General features: G+C 74.4%; 12 protein-coding genes. 6 read left to right on the top strand and 6 right to left on the bottom strand.

From position 1 onward, the window contains the following. Positions 1-150: 150 nt before the first annotated feature. Positions 151-1,440: a serine hydrolase domain-containing protein gene (locus tag ACFV4F_RS39995; protein ID WP_380510356.1), complete on the bottom strand. Its 1,290-nt coding sequence runs from the start codon at positions 1,438-1,440 to the stop codon at positions 151-153. A 347-nt stretch (positions 1,441-1,787) separates the two neighbouring features. Between ACFV4F_RS39995 and nhaA the strand changes: the two genes are divergently transcribed. From nhaA to ACFV4F_RS40015, 4 genes are all read left to right on the top strand, one after another. Further along, positions 1,788-3,272: a Na+/H+ antiporter NhaA gene (nhaA, locus tag ACFV4F_RS40000; protein WP_380510358.1), complete on the top strand. Its 1,485-nt coding sequence runs from the start codon at positions 1,788-1,790 to the stop codon at positions 3,270-3,272. Between the two features lie 343 nt (positions 3,273-3,615). Then, complete coding sequence (locus tag ACFV4F_RS40005; RefSeq protein WP_380444223.1) at positions 3,616-4,092, top strand: phage holin family protein; 477 nt, start codon at positions 3,616-3,618, stop codon at positions 4,090-4,092. 76 nt (positions 4,093-4,168) lie between these two features. Continuing rightward, on the top strand, positions 4,169-5,227 hold the full coding sequence (locus ACFV4F_RS40010) for an alpha/beta fold hydrolase (protein ID WP_380510360.1): 1,059 nt from the start codon (positions 4,169-4,171) through the stop codon (positions 5,225-5,227). A 132-nt stretch (positions 5,228-5,359) separates the two neighbouring features. After that, entirely contained in the window at positions 5,360-5,569 is a 210-nt protein-coding gene (locus ACFV4F_RS40015) for a hypothetical protein (protein WP_329927312.1), read from the top strand. A gap of 112 nt (positions 5,570-5,681) precedes the next feature. Here ACFV4F_RS40015 and ACFV4F_RS40020 read toward each other — a convergent pair whose 3' ends face one another. From ACFV4F_RS40020 to ACFV4F_RS40040, 5 genes are all read right to left on the bottom strand, one after another. Next, a complete protein-coding gene (locus ACFV4F_RS40020) occupies positions 5,682-6,383 on the bottom strand; it encodes a metal-dependent hydrolase (RefSeq protein WP_380444219.1) in 702 nt (233 codons plus the stop codon). A 274-nt stretch (positions 6,384-6,657) separates the two neighbouring features. Beyond that, positions 6,658-7,842, bottom strand: a complete 1,185-nt coding sequence (locus ACFV4F_RS40025; RefSeq protein WP_380444217.1) for a MarP family serine protease — start codon at positions 7,840-7,842, stop codon at positions 6,658-6,660. Positions 7,843-7,888: 46 nt separating this feature from the next. After that, positions 7,889-8,638 carry an NUDIX hydrolase gene (locus tag ACFV4F_RS40030; RefSeq protein WP_380444215.1) on the bottom strand — a complete coding sequence of 250 codons (750 nt, stop codon included), beginning with the start codon at positions 8,636-8,638 and terminating at the stop codon, positions 7,889-7,891. Next, entirely contained in the window at positions 8,635-9,504 is an 870-nt protein-coding gene (nth, locus tag ACFV4F_RS40035) for an endonuclease III (protein ID WP_380444213.1), read from the bottom strand. The genes ACFV4F_RS40030 and nth overlap by 4 nt, the downstream gene beginning before the upstream one ends. Positions 9,505-9,593: 89 nt before the next feature. Beyond that, on the bottom strand, positions 9,594-10,022 hold the full coding sequence (locus ACFV4F_RS40040) for a hypothetical protein (RefSeq protein ID WP_380510363.1): 429 nt from the start codon (positions 10,020-10,022) through the stop codon (positions 9,594-9,596). A 366-nt stretch (positions 10,023-10,388) separates the two neighbouring features. Between ACFV4F_RS40040 and ACFV4F_RS40045 the strand changes: the two genes are divergently transcribed. Further along, complete coding sequence (locus ACFV4F_RS40045) at positions 10,389-11,219, top strand: alpha/beta fold hydrolase (protein WP_380510366.1); 831 nt, start codon at positions 10,389-10,391, stop codon at positions 11,217-11,219. 150 nt (positions 11,220-11,369) lie between these two features. Beyond that, the gene (locus tag ACFV4F_RS40050) at positions 11,370-11,984 is read left to right on the top strand and encodes an RraA family protein (RefSeq protein ID WP_359975306.1); all 615 of its coding nucleotides are present in this window, start codon (positions 11,370-11,372) and stop codon (positions 11,982-11,984) included. Positions 11,985-12,140: the final 156 nt, after the last annotated feature.

Below are 12,140 nucleotides of genomic sequence, written 5' to 3' on the forward strand. Positions count from 1 at the left end.
CCCGTGCCTGCGCTGTGTGGGCTGGTTTTGGGGGGGGGGCGCCTGGGTGCGCGCGGGGGGGGGGGGGCCGGCGCCGCCGCCCCCCCCCCCCCCCCCCCGTCGTCGTACGAACGGTCCGTCACAGGTCACAGGACTCCCGCCACCTGGACGTCACCGCCTGCCCTCGACCGTCGCGGGGGCTTCCAGCGTCTCCAGAGCGTCCAGACCCACCGGGCCGCGCCGCTGCGCGGTCAGGGTCCGCAGGGTCTCGTACGCGCTCTGGACGAAGCCGCGGCTGCGCAGCGACCGTGCCCTGGCCATCACCGCCAGCCCCACCTGCGCGCGCGGGCTGAAGCCGGCGAAGGCGGTGAAGCCCCGGGTGGAGCCGGCGTGGAACACGAGTTCCTCGCCGTCGTCCTCGTCCGGGTCCGCCCCCGCGGGCACCGACCGCTGGTTCCAGCCCAGGCAGATCCGGGTGGTACCACCCCGGCGCCGGCCCGCCCGCGGCCGGCGGACCTCGCCGAGCGCCGTCCGCAGCACCGCCGCGTCGGCCCGTTCCGGGAGCGGAACGGCGTCCAGCGACAGGTGCGCCTGGAGGTAGCGGAGCATGTCGTCGCCGGTCGAGCGCAGTGCGGCCGCGCCCGGCAGGGCCGGCAGCCGGAAGGACGGCACCCGGCGCCCGCGCCGGTACCCGGCGACCTCCTCCCGGCCAGGGCCGCTGGAGGTGTCGACCAGGCCGAGCGGCCCGCAGACCCGGGCGGCCAGGAGGTCGTCGTAGCGCTGTCCGGCCGCGTTGGCCAGCAGCAGTCCGAGCAGTCCGCAGCCGAGGCTCGAGTAGCGCACGTGCGTGCCGGGGGTGCCCCGAACGGGGGTCCGCGGCAGGGCCCTGAGCAGGTGGGCCGGGCCGAACGTGTCGTACGGGCTGGTGAACCACCGGGGTGCCATCGCGGGCAGCAGGCCGACCGGCAGCCGGGGCAGGCCCGAGGTGTGGGTGGCCAGGTGGAGCAGGGTGATCGGCCGCTCGTGCGGATAGCCGGGGGCGGCGTCGGCGGGCAGGTAACGGTCGATCGGGTCGTCGTACCGGACCTCGCCCCGGGCGGCCATCTCGGCGAGCAGCAGTCCGGTGAACGTCTTCGTCACGGAACCGAGTTCGAACCGGGTGTCGGCCCGGACCGGGCGCCGGCCGGAACGGTCGGAGCGTCCCCGGCAGGCGACCGTCCGTTCGTCACCGCGGATCACCGCGACGGCGACTCCCCCGGCGGGACCGGCCGCGTGGAACAGCGGGCGGAGCAGGTGGTCGAGGTCGGTGGGGAGCTCGGGCTCGTCGGAGCCAGAGCGGCCCGAGGGGCCCGAGGTGCCACCAGGGCCGGAGGGGTCGGATGAGCCCGAGGGGCCGGCGGGGCCGGCGGGCAGAGCGGCGGACACGACGGTCTCACCGGGTAAGAGGGGCGGTCTGGGCATGGGGTGCCTCCGAAGCGGCGCAAGGGGTTTGACGGGGGATGACGCCTGGGCCCGGATCGGGCGGCGCCTGCATCCGACGATAGGAACGCGTTCACTCGTCTGCACGCGGCCGGGGCCATTCGGGTGCGGCGCCGGTGCTCCGCGAGGGTGCAGAACACAGCACCAGGGCTTAAGTCCTTAGGTAGGACAATCCGGATGTCACTCGGACGTTCCCGTTAGACTGCTAAGGACGCATCAAGGTCCTCGAACAGGAATCCGGGCGTCACAGGGCGCGCCGGGAAGTCTGGTCGGCACTTTGCACCACGTGTGCATCCGTTTGCCGTTCCCAGCCCGCAGGAGGTCCGAGCGTGACCCGACAGCCGCCCGTCCACGAGCCGACGACCCGCCGCCGGCAGTTCCCAGGCCGGCTGCCCCTGCCCGAGCGCGCCTACATCACCGAGGCACTGCGCACCGAGACGGTCGGCGGCATCCTGCTGCTGGTCGCCGCCGTGATCGCGCTGGTCTGGGCCAACGTCTGGCCCGGCGCGTACGAGAGCGTCCTCGACCACACCGTCGGCCCGTCCGCCCCGCTGCACCTGGACCTGACGCTCGGCGACTGGGCCAAGGACGGCCTGCTGACGATCTTCTTCTTCGTCGCCGGGATCGAGCTCAAGCGCGAGTTCGTCGCGGGCGAGCTGCGCAGTCCGAGCGCCGCCGTACTGCCCGTCATAGCCGCGGTCTGCGGTGTCGCGCTGCCCGCGGCCTTGTTCGCCCTGATCAACTCGGGCAGCGGCGGGCACCCGGGCGGCTGGGCGATCCCGACCGCCACCGACATCGCCTTCGCCCTCGGCGTCCTGGCCGTGGTCGGCAGCCACCTGCCCTCGGCGCTGCGCGCCTTCCTGCTCACCCTGGCCGTCGTGGACGACCTGATCGCGATCCTGATCATCGCGGTCTTCTACAGCTCCGGCATCAAGTTCTGGGCGCTCGGTCTGGCCTTCGTCGGCCTGGCGCTGTTCTGGTTCCTGCACCGGCGCGGGGTGCACGGCTGGTACCTGTTCGTGCCGCTGGCCTTCGTCATCTGGGCGCTGATGCACGAGAGCGGCGTGCACGCCACGGTCGCGGGCGTCGCCATGGGCCTGATGCTGCGCTGCCACCGCGAGGGCGACGAGGAGCACTCCCCCGGCGAGCACATCGAGCACCTGGTCCGGCCGCTGTCGGCCGGGCTGGCCGTCCCGGTGTTCGCGCTGTTCGCCGCCGGGGTGACGATCTCCGGCCCGGCGCTGCGCGAGGTGTTCACCCAGGCCACGCCGCTCGGCATCGTCCTCGGGCTGCTGGTCGGCAAGACGGTGGGCATCTTCGGGGGCACCTGGCTGGTCGCCCGGTTCACCCGGGCGGAGCTGAACCCGCAGCTCAAGTGGGCCGACATGTTCGCGGTCGCGGTGCTCGCGGGGATCGGCTTCACCGTCTCGCTGCTGATCAGCGAGCTGGCCTTCCCCGGGGACCTGGCGCTCGCCGACCGTTCGAAGACGGCCGTCCTGGTGGGCTCGCTGCTGTGCGCGGTGGTCGCCACCGTGCTGCTCAAGCTCCGCAACCGGCACTACCGCGCGCTGTGCGAGGAGGAGGACCGGGACACGGACGGCGACGGCGTCCCGGACGTCTACCAGCCGGACGACCCGGCCTGGCAGGCCCGAGTGGCCGAGCTCGCGCCGCGCCCCGGCAGCGAGCAACCGCACCCCGGCAACGACCGGCCCCACCCCGGCGGCGACCGACCGGGCCCCGGCCACGACCGACCGCACCCCGGCAACGACCGGCCGAGCGCCGGTCCGGCCGCCGGTCCGGGCGCGGCCCGCTGAAGCCGGCCGCCGGTTCCACCCATCCCGACCACCGGCACCACCCCGGAGCGCCGGACGGCTGCTGAGGGTCGCTCAGGGCCCCGTGGCCCGCTCCGGCGCCCGTCCGGCGCCCCCCGACACCCACGAGGCCCCTGCGGCGCCACAGGGGCCCGCCACGGGCCCCCCGGGGCCTCGGGCGCCGGGACACGTCCCCCCGGCGGGGCCCCGGAGTGGTGTGCGACTGGCCGGTAGGGGCATGATTCTGAGCTGTCGACAGTCCACTGACGCCCCCGGGCCCCCTCCGGCCCCCGGGACCGCACCGCGCGGCGGCGTCACGCCGCACAGCCGCAGAGGAGAACCGCTGATGCCCGCAGGAGCCGCAGACCCGTCCAGCAACGGCCGGGCGCCCTACGAGGGCGAGCGTTCGGTGGGGCAGCTGTTCGCGGCGGCCACCGCCGACCTGTCCGCGCTGGTCCACGACGAGATCGCGCTCGCCAAGGCCGAGCTGCGGGCGGACGTCAAGCGCGGCGTCTCCGGCGGCGTGTCGCTGACGGTCGCCGGCGTGGTGGCGCTGGCCGCCGTCCCGATGCTGAGCGCCGCGGCGGCCTTCGGCATCCACGCGCTGGGCCTGTCGCTCGGCTGGTCGTTCCTGATCGTGGCCGGTGCCTACCTGCTGCTCGCGGTGCTGCTCGGCATGCTGGCCTGGCGTTCCTTCAAGAAGATCGAGAAGCCGGTCCGCACCATCGAGGGTGCGCAGAAGACCGCCGACGTGCTGAAGAACGCCCGTCCGCGGCCGGCCACCAAGGAGGAGATCGACCGGGCGCTGGGCCGCATCCCGTAAGGACGGGGCCCCGCCGGGCGCACCGACTCCGAGTGCCGGGCGCGTGTCCGGCGCACGGATGTGACACGCTCTCGGTATGCCGCTTGACCAGAAGCCCGTGCCCGCGCAGCCGCCCGCCGACTCCGGCCCCGTCCGGGAGCCCGGCCGGGAGGCCGCCGCGGACGGCGTCGGCGAGAGCGCCGGAAAGGCCCCGGGCGACGCCGGGGCCGAGGCGCCCGGCAGCTCCGCGGCCGAGGCCTGGAGCATCCGGCAGGACGGCCCGTGGACGCACCGCGACCTCGCCGCCAACGGCGCCCGGTTCCACATCGCCGAGCTGGGCGAGGGCCCGCTGGTGCTGCTGGTGCACGGCTGGCCGGAGTACTGGTGGGCCTGGCGCCACCAGCTGACCGCGCTCGCCGAGGCCGGCTACCGGGCGGTCGCGCTCGACCTGCGCGGCATCGGCGGCAGCGACCGCACCCCCCGCGGGTACGACCCGGGCAACCTCGCCCTGGACATCACCGGGGTGATCCGTTCGCTCGGCGAGCGCCGGGCCCACCTGGTCGGGCACGCCTCCGGCGGCACGCTGGCCTGGGTGGCGGCGGTGATGCGCCCGTCGGTGATCCAGAGCCTCACCGTGGTGTCCGCCGCGCACCCGCGGGACCTGCGCCGGGCACTGCTCACCGACCGCAAGCAGATCGCCGCCTTCGAGCACGTGCTGGGCTTCCAGCGGCCGTGGATACCGGAGCGCCGCCTGGTCGCCGACGACGCCGCGCTGGTCGCCCGCTACCTGGACGAGTGGACCGGGCCGGACAAGCTGGACGAGGGCGCGGTGCACGCGTACCGGCAGGCGATCCGGATCCCCAGCACCGCGCACTGCTCGATCGAGCCGTACCGCTGGCTGCTGCGGTCGATGGCCCGTCCGGACGGCATCCAGTTCGCGCGCCGGATGAAGAAGCCGATCGCCGCGCCCACGCTGCACGTCCAGGGGGCGGCGGACCCGGTGCTGCTGTCGCACACCGCGCTCGGCGGCGGCGAGTACGTGGCGGCGCCGTACCGGTGGCGGCTGATGCCGGGCGTCGGACACTTCCCGCACGAGGAGGCGCCGGCGGAGTTCACGGCCGAGCTGCTGGACTGGGTCGGTCTGCACAAGGAGTGAGCACTCCGGGCAGGACCGTCACCCCTGCCCACCTCAACTCCCTTGATGTTGCGCTCATATGACAAACGCATAGGCCACTTTCGATGGCGTCCGGACGGTTACCCCGACCGGCCCAGGGGCATCCATTCCGGTATGACCTGGATGCCCGATCGCGGCGGCGCATCGCGCGGCCGACGCCAGAACAGCCCGCACCGGTCCGCCCCCCGTACGGACTGGGCGGACGACCTCGGCTACGACGGCACGGACCGCCGTCAGCGAGCGGCGCAGCGACAGCTCGGCATCCCGCACATCCTCGGCCGGCGCGCCCGCTGGGTGGGCGCACGACTGCGGCGCGAGACCTGAGGTCCCGCGCCGCGGTCGTCAACGACGTGCCGCCCGGTTCACCCGGGCAGTACGAGCCTGCTCACGGTCGTCACACCGGTCCCACGCGTCGGTTCACGCGTCCGTTCACGCGTCAGTTCACGATCGTCGGCGACAGCGCCGTGAACCAGAGCAGGACGAAGGTCGCACCCGCCATGATCGGCACCAGCACCTTGGTCTCGACGTTGTTGCCGCTGCGCTTGATCAGCACGATCTCGTAGCGCTCCTTGTGCGGCCAGAGCAGCGGCGCGCCCTTCTTCGTCAGGCAGTCGCCCAGCAGGTGCGCCAGCGTGCCCAGGCCGACCGCGTACGGCAGCCAGCCGGGGGCGTTCGGCATCCAGGTGTTCATCCCGAAGGTGCCGAGCGCGGCCAGGCCGACGACGGTGATCCACGCCTCCGGGCCGTCGCCGGGCGGGCAGAGCCGCAGCGCCCGGATCGCGAGCGCCAGTAGGAAGAACGTCACCGCGAGGGTGAAGTTGCGGCCCAGGAAGGTGACGCCCGCCCAGGTGCCGCCACCCATCAGCGCGACGAACAGCAGCGAGTGGGTGGCGTGCCGGTGACCGCCGGAGGCCCAGGCCACGAAGCGGCAGAGCGCCTTGGAGAGCGGGCCGAGGAAGTTGGCGATCGAGCCGTCGTGGTGGTCGAGGTCGGGCAGCAGGGCCGCGCCCGCGCACAGCACCGTGCCCATCAGTATGTCCGCCGGCTGGAGCGTGGTGTGCAGCAGCAGCGGGGGCAGGAACGGCGCCGAGGCCGCGTACAGCATCGCCCCGCTGACCGCGTGCGAGTGACCCATCATCGGACTACCACGACCTCCCGTCGACCTCACTCCGGCACCGGCGCCGGATTGAGCCGAACGGGTGAGCGCGGCCGAGGCTACCAGGGCGGACTGACGGTCCGACGGATATCCGACCCGCCGCACCGGCGCGCCGACCGCGGCCCAACGGGCCGACCGACCGCGGCGAGCCCGCCCACGACGACGGGCCCACGACGACGGGCCCACGACGACGGGCCCACGACGACGGGCCCGCCGACGGCGACCAGGCGGCCCACGGCGGCGGGCCGGCCCGGCGTCAGAGCGCGCAGCCCTGGGTGTCCACCCGCCCCGAGGCGGAGCCGCCCTTCTCGGCGTCGTCCTTCACCTCGGCCGCCGTGAGCACGTACCCAGTGTCCGCGCTGTCCAGCGACTTGGCGAACACCACGCCGTACACCTGCCCGTCCGGGGTGAGCAGCGGTCCACCGCTGTTGCCCTGGCGGACCAGCGAGCGGACGGAGTAGACGTCGCGCACGACCTGGCCGCGGTGGTAGATGTCCGGGCCGTTGGCCTGGATGCGGCCGCGGATGCGGGCGGGCTGGACGTTGAAGGCGCCGTTCTCGGGGAAGCCGGCCACGATCGCGCTGTCGTTGGTCCTGGCCTCCCCCGCGAAGGTCAGCGGGGGCGCGTTGAGCTTGGGCACGTCGAGGACCGCGATGTCGCGCTGCCAGTCGTAGCGGACCACCGTCGCGTCGTAGAGCTGTCCGACGCCGCCGATCTGCACGGTCGGCTCGTCGACGCCGCCGACCACGTGGGCGTTGGTCATCACCCGGTGCGGCGCGAAGACGAAGCCGCTGCCCTCCAGGGTCTTGCCGCAGGAGGTGGCGGTGCCGACCACCTTGACCAGGCTCTGCCTGGCCTTCGCGACCGCCGGGCTGGCGGCCAGCGCGGGGTCGGGCGTGTCGACCTGGGTGATCGGCTCGTGCTCGAAGGGGTTGAAGACCTGGGGGAAGCCGTTGCGGGCGAGCACCTTGGAGAAGTCCGAGAACCAGTTCGGCGCGTCACCGGGCAGCGCGTCCTGGACGCCGCCGAGGATCGCCGAGGAGCGGACCTGCTTGGAGACCGTCGGCAGGGACGTTCCGGCGAGCGCGGAACCGATCAGCCAGGCCACCAGCAGCATCGAGATCACGTTGACGACGGCCCCGCCGGCCGCGTCCAGCACCCGCGCCGGACGCCGGTCGATGTGGCCGCGCAGCTTCCAGCCGAAGTGCGTGGTGACCGCCTGGCCTATCGCGGCGAACACGATCACGACGACGACGGCCACCACCGAGGCCGTCGTGCCGGGGCTCAGGTGGTCGAGCAGCAGCGGCAGCAGCTGCACCGCGACCAGGCCGCCGCCGAGGAAGCCGACGACGGACAGCACGCCCACCACGAAGCCCTGCCGGTAGCCCGACACGGCGAAACCGACGGCGGCGAGGATCAGCAGCACATCCAGGACGTTCACCCGGACACCCTCCCACGGCCGGCGGCTCGGCCGTGCGGACGGCCCCTCACGAGGTCCCGGCCTCGCGGCCCAGCAGCGCGCGCGAGCTTTCGGTGTCGCCCTGGACCAGGGCCAGCGCGTCGTCCGAGAGGTCGACGATCCGGGACGGGTCCCAGGGCCGCTCCAGGCCGCTGTGGTGCAGCACCCGGTCGATCACCCCGGCCGTGAAGCCCCAGACCAGCCGGCCGGCCACCGCGAACGCCGGGCCCAGGTGACCGGACGGGTGCCGCAGCCGGACCCGGTTCGCCGGGTCCGCGAGCTCGGCGATCGTCACCCGGAACACGGCGCCGGTCTCCCCCGCGTCCACCGGGCGCACCGGCGACTCCTCGCGCCACCAGCCGAGGACCGGGGTCACCACGAAGCGGCTCACCGGGATGTAGAGGGCGGGCAGCGCGGCGAACACCTGCACGCCGGCCGGGTCCAGGCCGGTCTCCTCCCAGGCCTCCCGCAGCGCCGCCGCGATCGGTCCGGGACCGTCCGGATCGCCGTCCTCCGGGTCGAGCGCGCCGCCCGGGAAGGACGGCTGCCCGGCGTGCGAGCGCAGCGAGCGGGCCCGCTCGATCAGCAGCAGGTCGGGGCCCTGCCCGCCGTCCCCGAAGAGCATCAGCACCGCGGCCGTGCGGGCGTCCTCCACCGGCGGCAGGAAGCGGCTCAGCTGCTCGGGCAGCACGCGCTCGGCCGCGTCCCGGACGGGCTCCAGCCACCGCGGCAGGCCGTCCCGCTCGATCTCCCGCACCGCGGGCCCGGGCGCACTCACTCGCCCACCGCCAGGTCCGCGACGTGCCCCTGGTGGGAGGCGGCGTCGGCGCGCGCGGCGGCCTCGCCGGGGAAGTCCCCCGGGGGCTTCAGCCGCTGGCCGGGTCGGCCGCCCATCTCGTACTTGAGGAGCTTCGCGGCCTTCTCCGGGTCCGTCTCGCCCTCGCCGTACGACGGGCAGAGCGGCGCGATCGGGCAGGCCCCGCAGGCGGGCTTCTGGGAGTGGCAGATCCGGCGGCCGTGGAAGACCACGCGGTGCGAGAGCATCGTCCACTCGGACTTGGGGAAGATCTCGCCGACGGCCAGCTCGACCTTCACCGGGTCATCCTCGGTGGTCCAGCCGAACCGCCTCGCCAGGCGGCCGAAGTGGGTGTCGACGGTGATCCCCGGGACGCCGAAGGCGTTGCCGAGGACGACGTTGGCGGTCTTGCGGCCGACGCCGGGCAGGGTCACCAGGTCCTCCAGGCGGCCCGGGACCTCGCCGCCGAAGTCGTCGCGCAGCGCGACCGACAGGCCGATCAGCGATTTCGCCTTGTTCCGGAAGAACCCGGTCGGGCGGATGATCTCCTCCAGCTCCTCCGGGTTCGCCGCCGCCATGTCCTCCGGGGCGGGGTAGCGGGCGAACAGCGCGGGCGTCGTCTGGTTCACCCGCAGGTCCGTCGTCTGCGCCGACAGCACGGTGGCCACCAGCAGCTGGAACGGGTTCTCGAAGTCCAGCTCCGGGTGCGCGTACGGGTACAGCTCCGCGAGCTCCCGGTTGATCCTGCGCGCCCGCCGCACCATCGCCAGCCGGGACTCGGGCTTCCTCGGCCTCACCGCGGGCTTCGCCTTCGGTGCCGCCGCCTTCCGGACCTTGCTCTCTGCCATGGACGAAGGCTACGCCGGACGGCCGAACCCGTGCGCCGCATTGGCCGTCACCGGCCCCACCGGGCCGGGCGGGGCGAGCGGGGCGGGGGTCAGCTGCCCTGGTGGACCTTGACGCCGCCGACCAGCGAGTAGGAGCGCACCTTGACGACCGCGCCGCCGGGCTCGCCCACCACGCCCTGGCTGCGGCCGCCGAGCAGCGAGAACCCGCGGACCTCGACCGTGGTGCCCGCCGGGACGGTCAGGTCGACGCCGCCGAGGACCGAGAAGGCGTCCACCTCGGCCGAGGCGCCCTCGGGGTAGGCCAGCTCCGCGCCGCCGACCACGGCCGCCTTGACCAGGTGGGTCGGGCCGGCCGGGAGTTCGGCGTCGGTGTGGTCGAGCTTGGCCCCGCCGACCGCGGCGACGTGCACGGTGCGCTCGCGGGCCGTGAACTCGCCGCCGTGCTTGAGGCCGCCCAGCAGGGCGAGGCTCCACTCGGTGCGGCGGGCGGCGGTCGGGGCGTTCTTCGTGATCTCCATGGCCTGAACACTACGGAGGGACTCTGAGGGCCCGTCAGTGTCGAGCGGCACTGGTCCGGAATGACATCTGTCATGGTCAGAAGCATGATCGGCACGGTGAAGGGCCGGGCGGCGGCGAGCTGTCGATCGCTGTCACCAAGGGGACGGCCGACCCTCCTGGTGCACACGGACCCGCCGGTCCGAGCTCCGTCCACAGGCTGTGGACAGAGCTCGGGCGCGTCCGGCCGCGGCACCGTCGGCATCCGGTGGAACCGTCGAAAAAAGACCCGAAGGAATATCCGCCGGAGAGCGATGAGTTCCGCGCCCGCGCCCGGTCTACCCCTACGAAAGCGACTCACCCCGAGCGACGCCCCGAAGGGACCCACCGTGAACGCCACCGCCTCCCGCACCGTTGCCTCCACCGACGGCACCGAGATCGCCTACACCGTCACCGGCTCCGGCCCGGCCGTCGTCTTCGTCGACGGCGCCCTCTGCCACCGGGCGTTCGGGCCCGGTGCCGCGGTCGCCGAGCAACTGGCCGCGCACCACACCGTCTACACCTACGACCGGCGCGGGCGCGGCGGCAGCGCGGACACCGCGCCGTTCGCCGTCGAGCGCGAGATCGAGGACCTCGCGGCCGTCATCGCGGCCACCGGCGGCACGGCCCACGTGATCGGCGTCTCCTCCGGCGGGGTGCTCGCGCTGCGGGCCGCCGCGAGCGGGGTCGCGATCAGCCGGATCGCCGTCTACGAGCCGCCGTTCAGCACCGGGGACGGGCAGCGCGAGCGGTTCGACGCGTACGTGAGCGACCTGACCGAGGCGCTCGCGGACGGGCGCCGCGGCGACGCCGCCGCCCGGTTCATGGCCTTCGTCGGCATGCCGGCCGAGATGGTGGACCAGATGCGCGGCGCGCCGATGTGGCCGGCCTTCGAGGCGGTCGCACCGACGCTGGCGTACGACGCCGCCGCGGTGGGCACGGCGGCGGGCGGGTCGGTTCCGGCCGAGGTCCTCGCCGGGGTGGCCGTCCCGGCGCTCGTGCTGGACGGCGGGGCCAGCCCGGAACTGCTGCGCGCGCCGGCCCGCGAGGTCGCGGCCGCCGTGCCGGGCGCCGAGTACCGGACGCTGGCGGACCAGACGCACGAGGTGGCCGCCGACGTCCTGGCGCCGGTGCTGGCCGAGTTCTTCGCCCGCCCGACCGCTGACGAGCCGACCGTCTGACGAGGCGACCGCCTGACGGGCCGACCACCCGCACACCTGCCGCCCCGACACCTGCCGCCCGGATACCCCGCCGCCCGGAGCCACCGCCGCGGCCTGTCCGATAATGCGCCGAGAGCACCGACCGAACAGTCGAGAACGACGGGGGCACAGATGGACCAGTTCGCGGACATTCCCACCACCACCCTGGCCGACCTGCTCGGCCGCGCCCAGGTGATGGACATCGGCGTCCGCCCGCTGTGGGCCGGCATGCCCCGGGTGGCCGGACCGGCGTTCACCGTGCAGTGCCCGCCCGGCGACAACCTGATGCTGCACGCGGCGATCTACCGGGCCGCGCCCGGCGACGTCATCGTCGTCGAGTCGGGCGACCTCGACCACGCCCTCGCCGGCGGCAACGTCTGCGCGGTCGCGCAGCGCCGGGGCGTGGCCGCGTTCGTGGCCGACGGCCTGATCCGCGACCTCGGCGAGGTGCGCGAGGCGGGCTTCCCGGTGTTCGCCCGCGGGGTGATCCCGATCCCGGGGGCGAAGCGGGCACTCGGCTCGCACGGCGGCGAGGTCCGGTGCGGCGGCGTGCTGGTGGCGGCCGGCGACGTCGTCGTGGCGGACGAGGAGGGCGTCGTGGTGGTGCCGGCCGCCCGGCGCGAGGAGACGCTGGCGGCGGCCCGGGCGAAGCTGGCCAAGGAGGCCGCCGAGACGCTGGACGAGTGGGAGGCGGCCCACCGCGCCAAGATCGAGAAGGCCCTGGGCGAGGTCGGCTTCACCGCCTGACACTCCCCCGGCACCCCGTGCGCCCCGAGGAACCGTGGCGGATTCCAGGGGTTGTTGCAACACGTGGTCGGTTTGATCAGGCTGCGATGAGTTTATGCAGGCGCGGGGGGGGGGGGGGGGCCCCGGGCCGGGTTGTGGGGGGGGGGGGGGGGTTGG

This window comes from Kitasatospora sp. NPDC059722 (assembly GCF_042733235.1).
Taxonomy (GTDB): domain Bacteria; phylum Actinomycetota; class Actinomycetes; order Streptomycetales; family Streptomycetaceae; genus Kitasatospora.

Excerpts from the sequence above, each read along its gene's own strand:
- ACFV4F_RS40040 (WP_380510363.1), bottom strand. The coding sequence starts at position 10,022 with ATGGAGATCACGAAGAACGCCCCGACCGCCGCCCGCCGCACCGAGTGG.
- ACFV4F_RS40020 (WP_380444219.1), bottom strand. The coding sequence starts at position 6,383 with ATGATGGGTCACTCGCACGCGGTCAGCGGGGCGATGCTGTACGCGGCC.
- nth (WP_380444213.1), bottom strand. The coding sequence starts at position 9,504 with ATGGCAGAGAGCAAGGTCCGGAAGGCGGCGGCACCGAAGGCGAAGCCC.
- ACFV4F_RS40050 (WP_359975306.1), top strand. The coding sequence starts at position 11,370 with ATGGACCAGTTCGCGGACATTCCCACCACCACCCTGGCCGACCTGCTC.
- ACFV4F_RS39995 (WP_380510356.1), bottom strand. The coding sequence starts at position 1,440 with ATGCCCAGACCGCCCCTCTTACCCGGTGAGACCGTCGTGTCCGCCGCT.
- ACFV4F_RS40010 (WP_380510360.1), top strand. The coding sequence starts at position 4,169 with ATGCCGCTTGACCAGAAGCCCGTGCCCGCGCAGCCGCCCGCCGACTCC.
- ACFV4F_RS40015 (WP_329927312.1), top strand. The coding sequence starts at position 5,360 with ATGACCTGGATGCCCGATCGCGGCGGCGCATCGCGCGGCCGACGCCAG.
- ACFV4F_RS40005 (WP_380444223.1), top strand. The coding sequence starts at position 3,616 with ATGCCCGCAGGAGCCGCAGACCCGTCCAGCAACGGCCGGGCGCCCTAC.